The organism is Thermobifida sp., assembly GCF_017577275.1.
Lineage (GTDB): Bacteria > Actinomycetota > Actinomycetes > Streptosporangiales > Streptosporangiaceae > Thermobifida > Thermobifida fusca.
In genome coordinates this window covers 1-18,377 of the sequence record NZ_PITY01000009.1, presented here as the reverse complement: position 1 = coordinate 18,377, position 18,377 = coordinate 1, and the positions used below count along the sequence as shown (strand labels likewise).

Below are 18,377 nucleotides of genomic sequence, written 5' to 3'. Positions count from 1 at the left end.
CCTTTCGGGTGACAGGGCGGTCCGGCGGCGCGGCAGAACCCGGACCGCCGCCTCGCGACCACTCTAGTCGGACCGCGGCAGCGTAGTGACCGCGGTGACCGCGGCCGATGCGCCACACCTGGCGACTGTGGTTGGGTATATCCCAGCCCAGGCCCGCCAGGGGCGGCGGGCCGCCACCACGAGGAGTACCGGGAGCGAGCACGAGGTGCACGTCGTCATCTTGGGGTGTGGCCGAGTAGGGTCCACCCTCGCGCACACGCTGGAGGATGCAGGCCACACGGTCGCGGTCATCGACCGCGCCCCTGAAGCGTTCCGCAGGCTGCGTTCGGCGACCGCCCGGCATGCGGTCACCGGACTGGGCTACGACCGAGAAGTCCTCATCCGGGCAGGTATCGAGCGTGCCGGTGCGTTTGCCGCGGTCAGCAGCGGCGACAACTCCAACATCATCGCCGCGCGCGTGGCCCGGGAGACGTTCGGCGTGCGCAATGTGGTGGCGCGCATCTACGATCCGCGGCGCGCCGAGGTGTACCAGCGGCTCGGGATTCCCACCGTGGCCACGGTGCGCTGGACCGCCGACATGATCCTGCGCCACCTGGTTCCCGGGGACGAGCTCCTCGGCACCGGGCCGCTGTGGCGGGACCCCTCCGGAACCCTGGTCATGGTGGATGCGGTGGTGGGGACGGCGTGGTCGCGTCAGCGGGTCGAACGGGTCGAGGCCGAGCTCGGGGTGCGGGTGGTCTACCTGAGCCGGGGCGGGGAGATTCACTTGGCCCGTGCCGATCTGCAGTTGTGGCCGGGGGATGTGCTGCACGTCGTTTCCCCTTCGCAGGCGGTCGAGCGGACTGTGGAGCGGATCAGCGCTGACGGGGGTGACCGGTGATGCGGGTGGCGATCGCGGGGGCCGGGGCGGTCGGCCGGTCCATCGCTGCCGAACTGCTCAGCAGCGGGCACGAGGTGCTGTTGATCGACCGCGACTCGCGCGCCATCGACGTGCACGCGTTGACTGAAGCGGAATGGCTGCTAGCTGACGCCTGCGAGGTCAGCTCCCTGGAGAACGCCCGGTTGGAGGAGTTCGACGCGGTGGTGGCCGCGACCTCCGACGACAAGGTCAACCTGGTGGTGTCGCTGCTGGCCAAGCGGGAGTTCGGGGTGCGCCGCGTGGTGGCCCGGGTCAACGACCCCAACAACGAGTGGCTGTTCACCAGCGCGTGGGGGGTGGACGTGGCCGTGTCTCCGCCGCGGCTTCTTGCCGCACTGGTGGACAGTGACGAAGAACCCGAGCTAGGCCATTCTGGCGAGGTGGTTTCGCTGGCCTCGCTGGGGGGAGCGGACCTGTTGGAGTCGGTGCTGACTGAGGAGTCGCCTTTCACGGGACGCAGTGCGGCGGAGTTGAGCGCCGCGCTGCCGGAAGGCGTGGTCCTGGTCGCCCTCGTGCGGGCGGGGCAGGCGCGGGCCCCGCTGCCGGAGACGGTGCTCGCCGCGGGCGATGTCGTGGTCCTGCTCAGCAGCGCGCGCAGCGACGACGCACTGCTTGCGGTGCTCAGCGGCTCTGACCGGGCTGCGGACTAGCGCACATCGCGCGGGGGAATAGGGGGCGGGGCCGTGGAGTTCCCCATAATAGTTGAAACTTTAATTTCTCCTTGAGAAGGCTTTTGGGAGCGGGCATGCAGTTCGGGATCTTCAGCGTCGGCGACGTCACCCCTGATCCGACCACCGGCCGGACCCCTACCGAGCACGAGCGGATCAAGGCCATGGTCACGATCGCGTTGAAAGCCGAGGAGGTGGGCCTCGACGTCTTCGCCACCGGGGAGCACCACAACCCGCCGTTCGTCCCCTCCTCCCCCACCACCATGCTCGGCTACATCGCCGCCCGCACCGAGCGCCTCATCCTGTCCACCGCCACCACGCTGATCACCACCAACGACCCGGTGAAGATCGCGGAAGACTACGCGATGCTGCAGCACCTGGCCGACGGGCGGGTGGACCTCATGCTCGGCCGCGGCAACACCGCCCCCGTCTACCCCTGGTTCGGTAAAGACATCCGCCAAGGCATCCCGCTGGCCATCGAGAACTACCACCTGCTGCACCGGCTGTGGCGGGAAGACGTCGTGGACTGGGAAGGCAAGTTCCGCACCCCGCTGCGGTCCTTCACCTCCACCCCGCGCCCGTTGGACGGCATCCCCCCGTTCGTGTGGCACGGCTCCATCCGCAGCCCCGAAATCGCCGAACAGGCCGCCTACTACGGTGACGGGTTCTTCGCCAACAACATCTTCTGGCCGAAAGAGCACTTCCAGCGACTCATCGACCTGTACCGCCGCCGCTACGAGTACTACGGCCACGGTTCAGCCGACCAGGCGATCGTCGGCCTCGGCGGCCAGGTCTTCATGCGGAAGAGGTCCCAGGACGCGATCCGAGAGTTCCGCCCCTACTTCGACAACGCGCCCGTCTACGGGCACGGCCCCTCCCTGGAAGAGTTCATGGCGGAAACCCCGCTGACCGTGGGCAGCCCGCAGCAGGTCATCGAACGGACCCTGAAGTTCCGCGAGTACTTCGGCGACTACCAGCGCCAACTATTTCTCATGGACCACGCAGGACTGCCCCTCAAAACCGTGCTGGAGCAGCTTGACATCCTGGGTGAGGAAGTGGTCCCGGTGCTGCGCCGGGAATTCGCTGCCCTCAAACCCGCCCATGTTCCTGACGCCCCCACCCACGCCAGCCTCCGCGCGGCCGCCCAAGCCGCGCAGCGCGCCGGCAAGCAGGAAGAAGAGGTGTCCCGTTGACGACGCGTACGCTCACCATGCTCTCCGCCGGGCTGGGCAACCCCTCCTCCACCCGGCTGCTCGCCGACCGGCTCACCGAAGCCGCGGAACGCGCCCTCCACGCCCGGGGCATCACCGCGGACACCGCCGTAGTCGAACTGCGCGACCACGCCCACGACCTGACCAACGCGCTGCTGACCCGGGTGCCCGTCGGCAGCCTGCGCGAGGTGCTGGACCGTACCGCAGCCAGCGACGGCCTCATCGCGGTGACCCCGGTGTTCACCGCCTCCTACAGCGGTCTGTTCAAGACCTTTTTCGACGTCGTTGAGCCCGGCGCTCTCGCCGGCATCCCCGTCCTGATGGGAGCCACCGGCGGCACCCCGCGCCACTCTCTGGTCCTCGACCACGCCTTGCGGCCGCTCTTCGCCTACCTGGGCACGGTGCCCGCGCCGACCGGGGTCTACGCCGCTTCCCAAGACTGGGGGAGCGACGAAGCCGGGGCGCTCACCGAACGGATCGACCGCGCAGCAGAAGAATTCGCCACCCTGGTCGCCGGGGGCGCTCCGCAGCGCCGCCCCGACCCCTACGAGAACCCCACACCCTTCGAAAAACTGCTCTCCGACCTGTGAGTCGGGCTCCCCTCCCGGCCGGGGCAGGTCTCGGCCGGGAGCGCTAGGGGTGCGCCTGCACCGTCTCGTCCGTCCCGCTCTGCGTGCCCTGGCCGTCCGCAGCTTCCGGCTCGGATTCCATCGGGGTGCGTCCCACCGCCAGCAGCCACACCATGGCGGCGAACGCAGCGACCTGCAACGGCCAGCCCATGAGGATCTTGGTGGCACCCAGCCAGCCCACCATGCCCGCCGCCCACAGCGGGTACTGCACTACGACCCGCACCACGCACGGCAGCACCAGCAGCCACGTCAACCGGGAACTGAGCCGCACCACCGCCGGATTCCGCCGCCACCCGACCGGGTCACCGGTGACCGCGCCGATCAGCAGCCCTATAGCGGGCCAGCGCACCACGATCGACAAGGTCAGGACCAAGGCGTAGACGCTGTTGTAGATGATGCCGGGCAGGAACGCGTCTTCTGCCTGCCCGCTGCGGAGCGCGAACACCGCGGCAATGGCAATCCCGAACAGGCTGTTGACCACATACTGCACCGAGGAGCGCTGCACCAGCCGGACCACAGCCAGGACCACGGCGGCCGTGCCGCCCAGCAGCAGCCCCAGCCGCAGCGGGTCTAGTCCGGCGACCTGCCACCCGTAGTTCGTGCCCAGCAGGTAGGTGCACGTGAAGAAGAGCGTGGGCACCGCTGCCTCGACCATGCCGCGCTTCCCGCCCAGGGCTTGGGCGAGCTGCCCGCGTACCACCTCCTCAACGGTGCGTTCGGAGACCTCAGCCTGACTCTGGTTCGTCATCTCACTCCCGGACACTGCGACTGCGGACACGGTCTTCCGGCCTCGTGGCCCTCTCCCAGGGTAGTGCTCCACCCACGCGCAAGAGAGTACGCTACGTGTCCGTTTCACAACCGAAAGCGCTCTGCGGCGGTGAGCGTGGGACGCGTGGCAGCCGCGCCCCGCGGGAATCCTGCTGGGGCAGGAACCCGTGCCCGCAGCCCGCAAGCGCCGTCGAGGGGAGTGTCCATGTCCGGCGGTTTCCTCCGTGATGACCACCTGGAGTTCGCGCTGCACCTGCACCGCAGGCTGGCCGAGGCTGTTCCTGACGGGGAGGTGATATGGTCGCCCTACTCCGTGGCCTGCGCCCTCGGCGTCCTCGCCGCGGGGGCGCGCGCCACCACCCGCACCGAATTGACCACGCTGCTCGGCACCGACCCTGCCCCGCTCCTCGCCGCGCTCGACCGCGCCGTCGCGGACAGCCCCGGCCTGGCGTCCCGCACCGTCCTGTGGGTGAGCGCAGACGTTCCCGTGCACTCGTCCTTCCGCGCCACGGTGCACGACCGCCCCGATTCAGACGTGCGGACCGCGGACTTCCGCACCAACCCTGAAGGGGTCCGCGCCACCGTCAACGCGGACATCGCCGACGCTACCCGCGGGATGATCCGCGAACTGCTCCCGCAGGGAGCGGTCACCCCTGACCTGCGGGCGATTCTGACCAACGCCCTGTGGGCCAGGGCACGGTGGACCACCCCGTTCGAGGCGCACCTGACCCGGGAGGGGACGTTCCGCACCCCGCGCGGGCCGAAACGCGTCCCGTTCATGCACCGCACCGGGACGATGCCCTACGCCACGGCGCGCGGCTGGGGAATGGTGACCCTGCACGCCCACGACGAACTCGCGGTCGACGTCCTGCTGCCGCCGGGCACGAACGCCGCCGCTGTGCCGACCGCGCCGCTGCTCACCGCCTTGCACCGGCGTTCCGCATCCACCAGTGTCGAGCTGGCTCTCCCCCGCTTCGAACTGACCCAGCCGCACCGACTCGTCGAAGTCCTGGCTGAGGCGGGGGTACGCACGCTCTTCACCGCCTCCGCTGACCTGTCCGGGATCTCCACGGTGCCGCTCTACGTGGACACGGTCATCCACCAGGCCAGGCTCCGGGTGGATGAACGGGGCGCGGAAGGAGCGGCAGCGACCGCAGCCATGATGCTCCTGGCCGGTGCCATGCCGCCGCGGCGGACGATCCGGTTCAGCGTCGACCGGCCGTTCCACATCGTGGTACGCCGCCGCGGCGCCATCCTGTTCCTCGGGTCGATCGCCGACCCGCACGACCCCGGTCCGGCCCAGTGAGCCTGGAGCGCACTGTCCTCCGGCTTCTCAGCCGGACAGCAAGCCCTGCAGGCCAGCAGCCCTGTTGTGGGAGGACAGCCGCGCCCACGGTCACTGCGGCGGGTTCTGAGTCCCGGGTTTGGGCACGGCGACCTGTCCCGGAGCCGGCCGACTCTGGTTCGGCAGCCGCAGTTCGAGAAGGTCCCGCGGCGGGACCGGGTGGTGTCCGCGGACGACCACGATCCCCGCGAAAATCTCCTCGATCCGGGCTGCTGCCTCGGGGCGGACCGCGCCCTCGCCGCGGATCACCCCGCGGAGGAACCAGCGGGGCCCGTCTACACCGATGAACCGCATCGGCTGGGCGAGGCGCTGGCCTTTCTCGTTGGTCTTGCCCGGAACCGGGACGATCGCGCGGATCTCCGGGCCGAACGTCCCCTCAAACTCTTCGCTCTTCCCGCCGGACTTGGCGATCTCCGCGACAATCTCCTGCCGGATCTCCGTCCACAGCCCGGTGGACTTGGGGGCGGCGAACGGCTGGACCTGCAGCGCGGTCCTGCCGTTGATGATCGTCACCCCGATGACCCGATTCTGGTTCTGCTGCCGCGCGACGTTGACCTGCACTTCGATGTCAGGGCCAACGGGGACGCGCAGCGACCCCAGGTCGACCCGCCGTGCTTCGGGTACCTCCTCAGAGACGTCCCACGGCCCCTGGGCTCGGTACTTGTCGTCCTCCTTGACGGGCTCAGCCATCGGAGTCGGCCGGGGCGCGACGGCGGGGGGGATGATGTCGTCAACGCGGCTCTTGGCCTTCTTCTTGCGTCGGCGTCCGAACACGCCGCAACACCTCTTCCTTAGAGTCCCGAAGTCACCCGGAGACAGTCAGCTCTGCTCCGCCCCTGCGGCGTGCCCTCCGGTCGAACCGAACCCTCCGGCGCCCCGCGCCGAGTCGCTGAGTTCGTCCACTTCGACGAAGGCTGCCCGCTCGACGCGTTGGATCACCAGTTGGGCGATGCGGTCTCCCCGGGTCAACTTCACCGGCGTGGCGGGGTCCGTGTTCAACAGAGGCACTTTGATCTCGCCTCGATAGCCGGCGTCCACCGTGCCGGGGGCGTTGACCACGGTCAGACCGTGGCGCGCGGCCAGTCCGGAACGCGGATGGATGAACGCCGCATACCCGTCGGGCAGGGCAATCGCAATCCCGGTGCGCACGGTGGCGCGTTCCCCGGGAGCCAGAACGACGTCCTCGGCGGTGACCAGGTCCGCTCCCGCGTCCCCCGGGTGGGCGTAGCGGGGCAGCGGGAGGTCTGGGTCGAGTCGTCGGATCTCCACCCGCACCGTACCGAAGACAGGGGAAAGGTCACTCACAACGGCCGAGCCTATCGCGTTAGGTGGGCGCCCCACATCACGCAGGGCGCCCACAACGGTTACTGAAGGCTACTTCTCTGCGGGGGCGAGTTCGACGTCCACCCGGAGTTCGGCGTCGTCGGTGGTTTCGAAGACCAGCGTGGTGACCCGGCCCGCGGCAGCGAGGTCGTCACGGCAGAGGCGGGCCTGCTCGGCCTGCTTGCCGTGGACGGTCACCCGCTCCACTTCGGCGCGCATGGACAGCTTCGCCTCCGACTTGGCCTTGCGGACCGTGTGCAGCACTTCGGAGGTGGCGGCGAGCACCGCGGGATCGCCTGCCTCCGCGGCAGCGCGGAACTCCTCCACCGACGGCCACTTCGCCACGTGCACCGACCCGTCCTGCCACCACGACCAGACTTCTTCGGTGACGAAGGGCAGGAAGGGGGCGAACAGGCGGTGCAGCACCGACAGCGCAATGAGCAGTGCGGCGCGAGCCGATGCGCCCTCCCGCGACTCGGGGTCGTAGGCGCGGGCCTTGACCAGCTCCAGGTAGTCGTCGCACAGGTTCCAGAAGAACCGCTCGGTGCGCTCCAGCGCCCGCGTGTGGTCGTACTCGTGGAACGCGGCGGTGGCGTCCTGGACGACCTCGGCCAAGACCGCCAGCATGGAGCGGTCCAGCGGCTCAGTGACCGCGGCCGGGTCGGCGACTGTATCCTCGCCCGCCACGGACAGCGCGAACTTGCTGGCGTTGAGGATCTTGATCGCCAGGCGCCGCCCGATCTTCATCTGCTTTTCGTCCAGGGCGGTGTCCGTGCCCAGCCGTCCGCTGGCCGCCCAGTAGCGGACCGCGTCCGAGCTGTACTTCTCCAGCATGGACAGCGGGGTGACCACGTTGCCCTTGGACTTGGACATCTTCTTGCGGTCCGGGTCGAGGATCCACCCGGAGATCGCCGCCTTCTTCCACGGCAGGCAGTCGTGCTCGAAGTGGGAGCGGACCACGGTGGAGAACAGCCAGGTGCGGATGATGTCCTGGCCCTGCGGGCGCAAGTCCATGGGGAAGACCCGCTCAAACAGGTCCGGGTCGCTCTCCCAGCCGCCGGCGATCTGCGGCGTCAGCGAGGACGTCGCCCACGTGTCCATCACGTCGGGGTCGCCGATGAAACCGCCGGGCTTGCCGCGCTGGTCCTCGGTGTATCCTTCGGGCGCCTGCGAGCTGGGGTCCACCGGAAGCTGCGACTCGTCCGGCAGGATCGGGGAGTCGTAGATCGGGTTGCCCTTGTCGTCCAGCGGGTACCAGACGGGGAACGGCACCCCGAAGAACCGCTGGCGGCTGATCAGCCAGTCGCCGTTGAGCCCGCCCACCCAGTGCTCGAAGCGGGTGCGCATGTGCTCGGGGTACCAGTCCAGCTCCTGGCCTCGCTTGAGCAGTGCTTCGCGCAGCTCAGGGTCGCGCCCGCCGTTGCGGATGTACCACTGGCGGGTGGTGACGATCTCCAAGGGCTTGTCGCCCTTTTCGAAGAACTTGACCGGGTGGGTGATCTTCTCCGGCTCCCCGATCAGGTCCCCGGACTCCCGGAGCATTTCGACGATGCGCTGGCGGGCAGTGTGCACGGTCGCCCCGGCGAGCTTGGCGTAGGCCGCGCGCCCCTCCTCCGAGTCCAGTCCTTCGGGCGGGTCGGCGACGATCCGGCCGTCCCAGCCGATGATGGCCCGGGTGGGCAGCTTCAGCTCCCGCCACCAGGTGACGTCGGTGACGTCACCGAAGGTGCAGATCATGGCGATACCGGTGCCTTTTTCCGGGTCGGCCAGGCGGTGCGCCACGACGGGGACTTCCACCCCGAACAGCGGGCTGCGCACGGTTGTCCCGAACAGGCTCTGGTAGCGCTCGTCGTCAGGGTGGGCGACCAGGGCCACGCAGGCAGGCAGCAGCTCGGGGCGGGTCGTGGCGATGATGATCGGGTCGCCGCCGTCGCGGTGGAACGCCACCTTGTGGTACGCGCCGGGGCGTTCCCGGTCCTCCAACTCGGCCTGGGCCACCGCGGTGCGGAAGGTGACGTCCCACAGCGTGGGCGCCTCCGCCATGTACGCTTCGCCCCGCGCCAGGTTGCGCAGGAAGGCGCGCTGGGCCACCGCGCGGGACTTGTCGTCGATGGTGGCGTAGGTGTACCGCCAGTCCACGCTCAGCCCGAGCCTGCGCCAGATGGATTCGAAGACCTTCTCGTCCTCAACGGTGAGACGTTCGCACAGCTCGATGAAGTTCCGTCGCGAGATCGGGACCTGGTTCTTGGGGTCAGGCTTCTCGGGCGGGGTGAAGTCCGGGTCGTAGGGGATCGACGGGTCGCAGCGCACCCCGTAGTAGTTCTGCACGCGTCGCTCGGTGGGCAGGCCGTTGTCGTCCCAGCCCATCGGGTAGAAGACAGACTTGCCGTTCATCCGCTGGAACCGGGCGACGGTGTCCGTGTGGGTGTAGGAGAAGACGTGTCCGATATGCAGCGAACCGGACACGGTAGGTGGCGGCGTGTCGATCGCAAAGATCTCTTCGCGGCTCTTAGAGCGGTCGAAGTGATAGACGCCGGACTCGTCCCAGACGTCTACCCATTTCGCCTCGATACCATCGAGCGAAGGCTTGTCAGGCACGTTGAAGGAACGAGAGCGGTTGGTCATAGGCCAATGGTATTGGCACCGCGACCCTGCTCGTTCCGCCTGTCCCCTCGGGCCCCGTGGGCGACACCCCACGCGCACCACCCGGCGTAGACCAGGGGAACATGGCAGTATTTCGGGCAGCGCTTGTCCAGGAATGACACCGGAACGGAAGTATTCCCATGGCCGACAAGGATGGCGACCTCGCTGCTCGGATCATCGGGGGTGTGGCAGCCTTGGCCGCAGCCTACGTCACCCGTAAAGCTCTCACCCTGCTGTGGACCAAAGCAGTAGGCAAGGAGCCTCCGGCCGACCCCGAGTCGCCCGACATCAGTCTGGGGGAGGCACTGGGCTGGGCCGTGCTCACGGGGGTAGGCATGGAGGTCACCCGCGTGCTCGCGGTACGCACCGTGCACAAGCGCCTGACGGCCCGGGCTCCCCGCGCCCCGGAGCGTCCCCAGCGCTGAGCCGCTGTTGCGCGGTATCGGGCTGGCTGTCCCGGTACCGCGCGGTCAGGCCGGGTACGGCGGGACGATCGTGCCGCCTGCGGGGGCGGCGCCCGCGGCTGCTGCTGCCCGCAGTTCACGGCGCACGGTCCGGGCCAGGGCCCGGGTGCCGCGCCGGTTGAGGGTGCCGCCGGCCACCGCGCCGGTCAAGTACGGGCCCAGTGTGGTCATCTGGCGGCCGAGCAGTCTCATAAGCCGGTTGCGGAGTGCGGTACGGGCAGCCGTACCCATGGTGGCGGTCAGCGACGGGACCCCGCGGCCCGGGCGGAGCGCCCTCCGCTGCGTCCACGACGCGAGGTAGCTGGAGGTGCGCCGCAGCGGAGTCCCGGATGCCGGGACCCCGTAAGCTTCGTGGAGCTCCCCGATCAGTTTGACCTCTACCGCGGCGACGACCAGGGTCTCCGCGAGAAGCTGGACGGGAGCGGTGAGCAGTGTCGGCGGTGCCGTGAACTGGACGGCCGCCAGCGCGCCTCCCACTGTTCCCACGGCGGTGGTGACGTTCACCGCGACGCGTTCCAGCGCATCAGCGAGGTCGTCGCCGGACAGTCCCCGGTGGTGCTGTATCAGCGTCTCCTGGTCGCGGATCGGGATGCGGGGAGCGATCTCCTCGGCGAATACCGCGGCCAGCCAGCGGCCGCTCGCCACGCTCCGGGCTTTAGCGGTCTGCAGGCTGTGGGCTAGGGCCGCGGTGATCCGCGTGAGCAGCCGTGCCCGGCTCTGCGCGTCAGTGTCCTCCGCTACGAGGAGGGCAACGAGCTCACCGACCCGGTCGCGGTCGACGACCACCAGTTCTTTTCCGGGACGCTGTTCTCCGTTACCCCGCGCAGCACGGTCGTTGGTGGTCTCGTCATCCACGGTTCTCTGTCTCTCCTCGACTGAGCAGCGTTCCCGCTTCTTGTGAAGACAACCTGCGCGGTCCCCGCATTCCCGCTGGTGCCGCCGTCGGAGAGAGAACGGACGAGACCCCGGTGCGGCCCGGGGTCTCGTCCGTGTCTGTGACGCAAGAAGGCGGTGGAGTGAAGAGGTCTCCACAGATCAGTAGGCGCATTCCTTGCAGATGAGCTGTCCGTCACGTTCCTCCGCCAGTTGACTGCGGTGGTGCACGAGGAAGCAGCTCGAGCACGTGAACTCGTCAGCCTGGCGAGGCAGGACGCGCACCGCGAGTTCTTCACCCGACAGGTCCGCCCCGGGCAGCTCCATGCCTTCGGCGACCTCGTCGGGGTCGACGTCGATGGTGCTGATGCTCTTGTCTACCCGGCGCGCCTGCAGTTCCTGCAGGCTGTCCTCTCCCAGGTCGTCGTCTGTCTTGCGTGGGCTGTCGTAGTCGGTGGCCATGGCTCTACTCCATCCCCCTCGTCTCATCTTTCGTCATCTTCGTGGTCTCGTCGCGCGAATGTAACGCTTCGGAGACATCTGTTGTGCCCGTTCTGCCCGAAAAGTTAGAGATGGCGTCGTGGCCCGGGTTCTCCGTCTCGCCTCGACAGTGATCTCCGGTGACCGAACGTGGTCGTCTTCAGCAGCCGCGGCTTTCCGGCTGCTACCCCTGAGCGAACAGTTCTCGGCCCCGTTGTCTTCCCGGACGCCTCGGTCTCCGCCCTGGCGATCTGGGCCGCATCGGCACTGCAGGAAGCGTGAACACCCCGGTTAAGACGCCTTTCGCCTTTTCGGTGCCCGGGTGAGCATACCCACTCCGGGAACTACTCCGTACCAGGGTGCCCACCTCACCGGACACGTATGCATATCACGGCCTGGGTGGGGACATGCCGGAACCTGGGCGACACGCCGATAGCGGGTGGTCAGGCGGAAGACTCGCCTTCGCTGCGGCGGTTGCTCACCGGAAAGTGGACGGTCACCACGAGCCCGCCCCCGGCCCGGGGCCACACGGTCACGGTCCCGTGGTGGGCGCGGACCACCGAGCGCACAATAGACAGGCCCAGGCCAGCGCTCTTCGTGGAGCTCACCCGGTGTCCGGCCCCGCGCCGGAACGGTTCGAACAGCCCTTCGATCTCGTAGGCGGGGACCACCGGCCCGGAGTTCTCCACTTGGATGGCTGGGGCGCCCTCGTTGATCCCGGAGCGGACCGTGATCTCCCCGTTGGGGACGTTGTAGCGGAGCGCGTTCTCCACCAGGTTGCTGACGAGGCGTTCCAGCAGTACGGGGTCCCCGGTGACCCGGGCTTCCCGCAGGTCGGTGCGGAGCCGCAGCCCGGACTTCTCGATCTCGTCGGAGAGCTGGCTGAGCACGGTCTCCGTCACTTCGCCGAGGTCGACGACCGTGCGCACGTCCAGTTCGCGGTCGCTCTTAGCGAGGAAGAGCAGACCGTCGATGAGGCGTTCGTGCCGGGCATTGGTCTCCAGCAGGGTGCGGGCAATGGTTTTGAGGTCGGGGGACGCCTCCGGGTCGGAGACCGCGACCTCCAGCAGGGTGCGGTTGATCGCCAGCGGGGTGCGGAGTTCGTGGGAAGCGTTGGCCACGAAGCGGCGCTGCCCGTCGAACGCCCGGTCCAAGCGTTCCAGCATCGCGTCGAACGTGTCGGCGAGCTCCCGGATCTCGTCGTCGGGCCCGCTCATCGCGATGCGTTCGTGCAGGGAGCGTTCGGAGAGGCGGCGCGCGGTACGGGTGATCTTGTGCAGCGGGGACAGGGCCCGCCCGGCGACGGCATATCCGAGGCCGACCGCGAGCACACCCACCACGATGAGAGCGAGCACCGAGTAGCGGGTCACCTGGGTGGCGATCCCGTCGATGAGGGCCGCCTTGATCTCGTCGGCGATCTCGGATTCCAGTTGGTATCCGTCGATGTGGACGGTGAAGTCGGGCTTGTCGAGGACGCTGACCAGGATCACGTAGTTGAGCAGGAGCAGCAGTGATCCGGCAGCGAAGAACAGCATCCCGTAGATGAGGGTCAGCCGCATGCGCAGGCTGATGTTGTCGGTGATCCGGAAGCTGCGGCTGTGCTTCGTCTCGGCCCGCCCGTTGGCCGTGCCGGGGTTGGCGGGCTGGTTGAGCGGCCGGGACAGCCTGCGCCATGTGCCGGTGTCCCCCGGGGGTGTGGGGGGTACTTCTGCTGAGGCAGCCGCAACGACGTCGTGTTCTTCTTCGGTGTTCAAATCCGGTACCCCGCGCCTTGCACCGTGTGGATCACCGGGGGGTCGCCGAGTTTCTTCCGCAGCGTCATCACGGTGACCCGCACCACGTTGGTGAACGGATCGGCGTTCTCGTCCCAGGCTTTCTCCAGCAGCTTCTCCGCGCTCACCACGGCCCCGTTGGCGCGCATGAGGACTTCGAGGACCGCGAACTCTTTAGGGGTGAGCGAGACGGGCCGCCCGTCTCGCTCCACCGTGTGGTTGGCAGGGTCCAGGGTGATGCCCTGGCGGCGGAGCACCGGCGGCAGCGGGGGCACGGAGCGCCGGGCGAGGGCGCGCACCCGGGCGACGAGTTCGGCGAAAGCGAAGGGCTTGGCCATGTAGTCGTCGGCGCCCAGGCTGAGCCCGGCCACCTTGTCGTCGAGCTCCCCGGCCGCGGTGAGCATGAGGATCCGTCCCGGGTAACGGGCCGTGGCCAAAGATTTGCAGACTTCGTCACCGTGGGTTCCCGGCAGGTCCCGGTCCAGGATGATGACGTCGTAGTCGTTGACATTGGCACGTTCGAGGGCGCTGTCGCCGTCGTAGGCGACGTCCACCGCCATCGATTCGCGACGCAGTCCTACCGCGATCGCGTCGGCCAGAACCTGCTCGTCTTCGACCACGAGTACGCGCACTGTGTCCTTCGTTCGTTTTCGTGGTGATAAGGAAAAGGCCGCTGCCGGCGCATCCCCCAACACACCGGCAGCGGCGTTTATCTCCGGCTGCGCCTTCAGTTGTCCACTCCTCGACAAGGTGGAAGCCCTCGCCAAGGGCGTCTCACGCAGCCGGAAGCACGACTTCCGGCTGGAGGCCGGTTACCCCTTTGATGATACTTCGAACCCGACGCCTCCGACACACGAGGCGTACTGTTCTGTGCACTCAGCGGCCCGAAAAGAAGGAGTCGCGGTCGGCGCATCCCCCAACCGCCGACCGCGACGTTCACCCCGCACATCTCAAATTTGACACAGCACGGATAAGAAAGAGATAAGCGTTGCCTTTCCGTGATCATCCTGGGGTATTGGCCCTGCTCCGCACATTGCGCGTTATTCTCCGGATCCCCCTGTGCCCCGCGTAGGGGCCGGGGTTATCGTGGTGCCCTGTCGCACCGATCGATCAAGCACAGCGTCGTGCTCCTCGGGAGAGAAATCTCTCAGTCCCGTCACGGAATTCTGTCGAACCGTGATGTTTGGTGCGCGGACTGTCATGGGTATGGTCGGCAACCGCCAACCATGGTGAGAGAGGGGTGTGATGATGGGCGAGTTTCTGGCAGAGATTCGCGTACGAATCCGCGAAACCTCTACGTCGCTCCAAGCGGCCCAGGCTGCCGGAGACGAATTCCTTGCCGACGCGCACGCGTCGGAGCTGGAGGACTTGCACCGCATCGCTGCCCTCCACGGAATCGATCCGTACAGCGCGTAACTGGCGGCATGCCGCGGCAAGGCCGGGGCACCTGCAGGGCGGCCCGGCCTTCGGCATCGGCGCCGCCCGCCCCGTCCGCAGGCGGAATGGCGGATGGCATGCGCCGGTGCACTGCGCTGTTTCCCCGACGACTCGCCTCGCTGCTCCCGACCGGAAGCAGCCCGGAATAGTCCCGAGCAGACTCGGCACACCGGTACGACGCTGAGTCAGGGACGGCACGTGCGCACCCCACCGCCACGGACCGGAACACCGGTCAGGCGTCCCGGTCCGCTTCCAGCGACACCAAGAGGTCGTGGAGCGGTTCGAACAGGCCTGGGGGTGCGGCCACCAGCATGGCGTTATTCGGCGGGGTGCCGCGCAGCCCCGCCACGCGAGCCCCCGCTTCTTCCGCGATCAAGGCCCCTGCGCCCCAGTCCCACGGGTGGACGCCTTGCTCGTAGTAGGCGTTGACGCTCCCCTCCGCCACTGTGCACAGGTCGATCGCGGCTGAGCCGCCCCGGCGGATGTCCCGGATCTTCGGCAGGAGTGCGCCGAGTACCTGAGCCTGCTTACGGCGGCGCTCTGCCGCATAGCCGAACCCGGTAGCGACCAGGGCCATGCTGAGGTCCACGGGGTCGGCCACGGAGATCGGTTCCCCGTTGCGGTAGGCGCCTTCCCCGCGCACTGCGGTGTAGGTCCGCCCGAGCACGGGGACCTCCACTACCCCGGCCACCACTTCCCCGTCGACTTCCGCGGCGACGCTGACGGCCCATTCGGCCCGCCCGTAGAGGTAGTTGACCGTGCCGTCGATGGGGTCGACCACCCAGCGCACCTGGCTTCTGCCCTGGGCTGCGCCGCCCTCCTCCCCCAGGATCGCGTCGTCGGGCCGAGCGCTGAGGAGGACGTCGCGGATCATCTCCTCGGTGGCCCGGTCCATCTCGGTGACCACATCAGTGGGCGAGGACTTGACGTCGAGTACTGAGATTCCGTGTTGGCCGCGCGCTGCCAGCGCACCTCCTTTACGGGCCGCTTCCAGCGCAAGGTCCAGCAACTCCCGCGGATCGGGAACGGTCACGGTGGTCTCCTCACAACGGATTTGTGGGGTGCCTTGCCCGGGCGGGACTGCGGAGCCCTCTTACTCCCTCGTGGAGCGCATTGCCGGCGTTTTTCTTTTTGTCCACAGACACCGCCGCTTGTCAGTTTGTGCCGCATTCGAGCCTATCTGTGGCCGCTGATCCACGAAGGGACACAACGCACAACACTCGACACTTTATGTAACCAATCAGCTACTCAAAGTGATAAATTTCTCGCGGTCACCGCCCTTTCACGTTCTCACGCCGAAAAGCCGAAGGAACCAGGATCTCGTGGGAAAAATTTCGCGTCGCACTTTTCTGTCCGCCACCGCACTCACCGCCTTGGGTACCGTCGGTTGCTCGACGACACAGGCCGGGACCGGTCCTGAGGCCGCGCCGCGACGAGTCCGAGTGATCGGTGACGGCTCTATGTCAGACACCGGACCGCAGCCCAACCAGCCGACCGTCGACCCGCTCGACCGCCGGTCAGGGCCACCGCAGTTCGTCGTCGTCTCCTGGGACGGTGCCGGAGAACTCAGCGACAGGCTGTTCAGCCGCTTCCGCGAGGTGGCCCGCCGCAACAACGCCCATATGACCTTCTTCCTCAGCGGCATCTACCTGCTGCCCGAGCACCGTAAACACCTCTACCATCCGCCGAAGCACCCGGTGGGCGCCTCCGATATCGGCTATCTCAGCGAGGAGTCCATCCACCGCACCATCCGGCAGCTCGACTTGGCCTGGCGGGAAGGCCATGAGATCGGCACCCACTTCAACGGGCACTTCTGCGGACCCAACGGGGTGTCCACCTGGTCGCCCGCCGACTGGGAGTCGGAGATCCAGCAGGCCATCAAGTTCGTGATGACCTGGAAAACCAACACCGGATTCACCGACCTTCCGCCCTTGCCGTTCGACTACCGCAAGGAACTCGTGAGCGGCCGCACCCCCTGCCTGCAAGGCAGAGACCAACTCCTGCCCACCGCGGCCAAACTCGGCTGGCGCTACGACGCGAGCTCTCCCGGATGGCTGCAGGTCTGGCCTGTGCGCCGGCACGGACTGTGGGACTTCCCCCTGCAGTCGCTGCCCATGGCCGGCGAAGACTTCGAAGTCCTGTCCATGGACTACAACATCCAACATCATGGTCAACCAGTCGAAGACGCCCCAGGGCGACCGCAGCAAATACGGCCGGTGGCGCGCCCAAGCCCGCGACACCTACCTGAAAGGGTTCGAACGCGCCTACTTCAGCAACCGGGCCCCGCTGTTCATCGGAAACCACTTCCAACGGTGGAACGGCGGCATCTACATGGACGCGGTTGAACAGTTCATGGACGAAATCGGCGGGGAACCCGACGTCCGAATGGTCTCCTTCCGGCAGCTCGCCGACTGGCTCGACGCCCAACACCCCGGTGTCCTCACGAAACTCGCCCGGCTCAACGTCGGCCAGGCCCCGCCGGGAGGCTGGGAGGAATACCTGAACTCCGATGCTCCGCTGCCTTGACTGCCTGCCCGGCTGACGCGGGTGACCCGGTCACCGCCGGATCACCCCCGTCGCACCGTCAGCTCCGCTGGCAGCAGTCAGCTGGATCGTCGTGGCACGACCGTTCGATAGCGCCCAGGCCGCGCGGCGGACGCCCCTCCGCCCGCTCCGCCACCAGGTCGCGGACCATCGCGACGAACGCCGGGTGCGTTCCCGGAGCGGCCGCCCGCTCCAGGCGGATGCCGAGCTTCTCCGCGGTCTCGCGGGCCTCCACGTCCAGGTCGTACTTGACCTCCATGTGGTCGGAGACGAACCCGTGCGGAACCACGACCACAGACCGCACGCCTTCCTTCGCCAACTGCTCCAGCCGATCGTTGATGTCAGGCTCCAGCCACGGCTGGGAGGGCGGGCCGCTGCGGCTCTGGTAGACGATCTCGTAGGGGTAGTCGCGGTCGAGGCGTTCCGTGATCAGCCGGGCTGTCTCCAGCAGCTGCGCCTCATAGGCGGTCAGCGACCCGTAGTCGCGGCGGGGATCGCCTGACTTCTTCGCCATCGCGATCGGCAGGGAGTGCGCCGAGTACAGCAGCCGCGTCTCCGGCCGCAGCTCCTCAGGAATCCGCTCCAACGCCTGGCGGGTGTGGTCAACGAAAGCGTCGATGAACCCGGGGTGGTCGTAGAAGGGGCGGATCAGGTCAATCTCGGGAGCCTCCGGCACCGCGGCGCGAGCCCGCTCGATGTCCTCCAAGTACTGCCGGTGGCTCGAGTAGTTGCTGTACGCCGACGTCGCCAGCGCCACCGCGCGGCGCACCCCGTTGCGCGCCATCTCGGCCACGGTGTCCTCGAGGTAGGGGTCCCAGTTGCGGTTACCCCAGTAGATGGGCAGTTCGACCCCGTTGGCGGCGAAGTCGTCACGCAACGCTGCGATCAGGTCCCGGCACTGCTGGTTGATGGGGCTGACCCCATCGAAGAGGTAGTAGTGCTCCCCGACTTCAGCCAACCGTTCCCGAGGGATGCCCCGACCGCGGGTGACATTCTCCAGGAACGGGATAACGTCTTCCCTCTTCTCCGGACCACCGAAGGAGATCAGCAGAAACGCGTCATAGGACCTCATGGCCCCATCAAACCAGCACTCCGCGTGACCCGTGCACCACCCCCTCCTTCACGGCGGCGTGACCCTCTTGACAGTCCGCCGCCGAGCCCGCACACTGCGAATCCCCTCCTCGAAGCCAGACCCGCCCCACCCGGTCCCCGGGCCAACCCCCTGCTGAGGACTCCGTGACCCGCACTCTTTGGCACAACTGGGCTGACACCTGCCGCATCACCCCCACCCGGATCGCCAC

The 18,377-nt window shown here is 67.9% G+C and carries 19 protein-coding genes; 9 read left to right on the top strand and 10 right to left on the bottom strand.

Annotated elements, in window-relative coordinates; genetic code table 11:
• The first annotated feature begins 205 nt into the window (after positions 1 to 205).
• The 4 genes from CW348_RS00805 (at position 206) to CW348_RS00790 (ending at position 3,388) form a co-directional block, all read left to right on the top strand.
• Complete coding sequence (locus CW348_RS00805) at positions 206 to 880, top strand: TrkA family potassium uptake protein (protein WP_011292352.1); 675 nt, start codon at positions 206 to 208, stop codon at positions 878 to 880.
• Entirely contained in the window at positions 880 to 1,569 is a 690-nt protein-coding gene (locus CW348_RS00800; protein ID WP_011292353.1) for a TrkA family potassium uptake protein, read from the top strand. The genes CW348_RS00805 and CW348_RS00800 overlap by 1 nt, the downstream gene beginning before the upstream one ends.
• Before the next feature lie 95 nt (positions 1,570 to 1,664).
• Positions 1,665 to 2,780, top strand: coding sequence for an LLM class flavin-dependent oxidoreductase (locus CW348_RS00795; protein ID WP_011292354.1), 1,116 nt, complete (start codon positions 1,665 to 1,667; stop codon positions 2,778 to 2,780).
• Positions 2,777 to 3,388, top strand: a complete 612-nt coding sequence (locus tag CW348_RS00790) for an FMN reductase (RefSeq protein ID WP_104613006.1) — start codon at positions 2,777 to 2,779, stop codon at positions 3,386 to 3,388. Before CW348_RS00795 ends, CW348_RS00790 begins: the two co-directional genes overlap by 4 nt.
• A 43-nt stretch (positions 3,389 to 3,431) precedes the next feature.
• On the opposite strand, the gene CW348_RS00785 is transcribed toward CW348_RS00790, so the two are convergent.
• Positions 3,432 to 4,175 (bottom strand): DUF3159 domain-containing protein, encoded by a 744-nt coding sequence (locus CW348_RS00785; protein ID WP_061783723.1) that lies wholly within the window; start codon positions 4,173 to 4,175, stop codon positions 3,432 to 3,434.
• Positions 4,176 to 4,400: 225 nt separating this feature from the next.
• Here CW348_RS00785 and CW348_RS00780 point away from each other — a divergent pair, with 225 nt between their 5' ends.
• On the top strand, positions 4,401 to 5,501 hold the full coding sequence (locus CW348_RS00780) for a serpin family protein (protein WP_104613005.1): 1,101 nt from the start codon (positions 4,401 to 4,403) through the stop codon (positions 5,499 to 5,501).
• A 90-nt stretch (positions 5,502 to 5,591) separates the two neighbouring features.
• Here the strand turns inward: CW348_RS00780 and CW348_RS00775 are convergent, their stop codons facing one another.
• The 3 genes from CW348_RS00775 to valS all read right to left on the bottom strand — a co-directional run bounded on the left by CW348_RS00775 (position 5,592) and on the right by valS (position 9,488).
• A complete protein-coding gene (locus CW348_RS00775; RefSeq protein ID WP_011292358.1) occupies positions 5,592 to 6,314 on the bottom strand; it encodes a DUF3710 domain-containing protein in 723 nt (240 codons plus the stop codon).
• 45 nt (positions 6,315 to 6,359) lie between these two features.
• Positions 6,360 to 6,845, bottom strand: a complete 486-nt coding sequence (dut, locus tag CW348_RS00770) for a dUTP diphosphatase (protein WP_016188903.1) — start codon at positions 6,843 to 6,845, stop codon at positions 6,360 to 6,362.
• Positions 6,846 to 6,914: 69 nt separating this feature from the next.
• Positions 6,915 to 9,488, bottom strand: coding sequence for a valine--tRNA ligase (valS, locus tag CW348_RS00765; RefSeq protein WP_016188904.1), 2,574 nt, complete (start codon positions 9,486 to 9,488; stop codon positions 6,915 to 6,917).
• Positions 9,489 to 9,646: 158 nt separating this feature from the next.
• Between valS and CW348_RS00760 the strand changes: the two genes are divergently transcribed.
• Positions 9,647 to 9,931, top strand: a complete 285-nt coding sequence (locus tag CW348_RS00760) for a DUF4235 domain-containing protein (RefSeq protein WP_104613004.1) — start codon at positions 9,647 to 9,649, stop codon at positions 9,929 to 9,931.
• Between the two features lie 45 nt (positions 9,932 to 9,976).
• Here CW348_RS00760 and CW348_RS00755 read toward each other — a convergent pair whose 3' ends face one another.
• The 4 genes from CW348_RS00755 to CW348_RS00740 all read right to left on the bottom strand — a co-directional run bounded on the left by CW348_RS00755 (position 9,977) and on the right by CW348_RS00740 (position 13,727).
• On the bottom strand, positions 9,977 to 10,825 hold the full coding sequence (locus CW348_RS00755) for a hypothetical protein (protein ID WP_011292362.1): 849 nt from the start codon (positions 10,823 to 10,825) through the stop codon (positions 9,977 to 9,979).
• A gap of 180 nt (positions 10,826 to 11,005) precedes the next feature.
• A complete protein-coding gene (locus tag CW348_RS00750; protein WP_011292363.1) occupies positions 11,006 to 11,305 on the bottom strand; it encodes a DUF4193 domain-containing protein in 300 nt (99 codons plus the stop codon).
• 461 nt (positions 11,306 to 11,766) lie between these two features.
• A complete protein-coding gene (locus tag CW348_RS00745; RefSeq protein WP_011292364.1) occupies positions 11,767 to 13,077 on the bottom strand; it encodes a cell wall metabolism sensor histidine kinase WalK in 1,311 nt (436 codons plus the stop codon).
• Positions 13,074 to 13,727 (bottom strand): response regulator transcription factor, encoded by a 654-nt coding sequence (locus CW348_RS00740; protein WP_011292365.1) that lies wholly within the window; start codon positions 13,725 to 13,727, stop codon positions 13,074 to 13,076. The genes CW348_RS00745 and CW348_RS00740 overlap by 4 nt, the downstream gene beginning before the upstream one ends.
• A gap of 616 nt (positions 13,728 to 14,343) precedes the next feature.
• On the opposite strand from CW348_RS00740, the gene CW348_RS00735 reads away from it, so the two are divergent.
• Complete coding sequence (locus CW348_RS00735; protein ID WP_173668421.1) at positions 14,344 to 14,511, top strand: hypothetical protein; 168 nt, start codon at positions 14,344 to 14,346, stop codon at positions 14,509 to 14,511.
• A 253-nt stretch (positions 14,512 to 14,764) separates the two neighbouring features.
• Here CW348_RS00735 and CW348_RS00730 read toward each other — a convergent pair whose 3' ends face one another.
• Complete coding sequence (locus CW348_RS00730; RefSeq protein ID WP_011292367.1) at positions 14,765 to 15,565, bottom strand: inositol monophosphatase family protein; 801 nt, start codon at positions 15,563 to 15,565, stop codon at positions 14,765 to 14,767.
• Positions 15,566 to 15,992: 427 nt separating this feature from the next.
• Here CW348_RS00730 and CW348_RS00725 point away from each other — a divergent pair, with 427 nt between their 5' ends.
• Entirely contained in the window at positions 15,993 to 16,877 is an 885-nt protein-coding gene (locus tag CW348_RS00725) for a hypothetical protein (protein ID WP_258076913.1), read from the top strand.
• The gene (locus CW348_RS00720) at positions 16,864 to 17,058 is read left to right on the top strand and encodes a hypothetical protein (protein WP_287462369.1); all 195 of its coding nucleotides are present in this window, start codon (positions 16,864 to 16,866) and stop codon (positions 17,056 to 17,058) included. The genes CW348_RS00725 and CW348_RS00720 overlap by 14 nt, the downstream gene beginning before the upstream one ends.
• A gap of 58 nt (positions 17,059 to 17,116) precedes the next feature.
• Here CW348_RS00720 and CW348_RS00715 read toward each other — a convergent pair whose 3' ends face one another.
• On the bottom strand, positions 17,117 to 18,148 hold the full coding sequence (locus CW348_RS00715) for a ferrochelatase (RefSeq protein WP_011292369.1): 1,032 nt from the start codon (positions 18,146 to 18,148) through the stop codon (positions 17,117 to 17,119).
• Positions 18,149 to 18,377 lie beyond the last annotated feature (229 nt).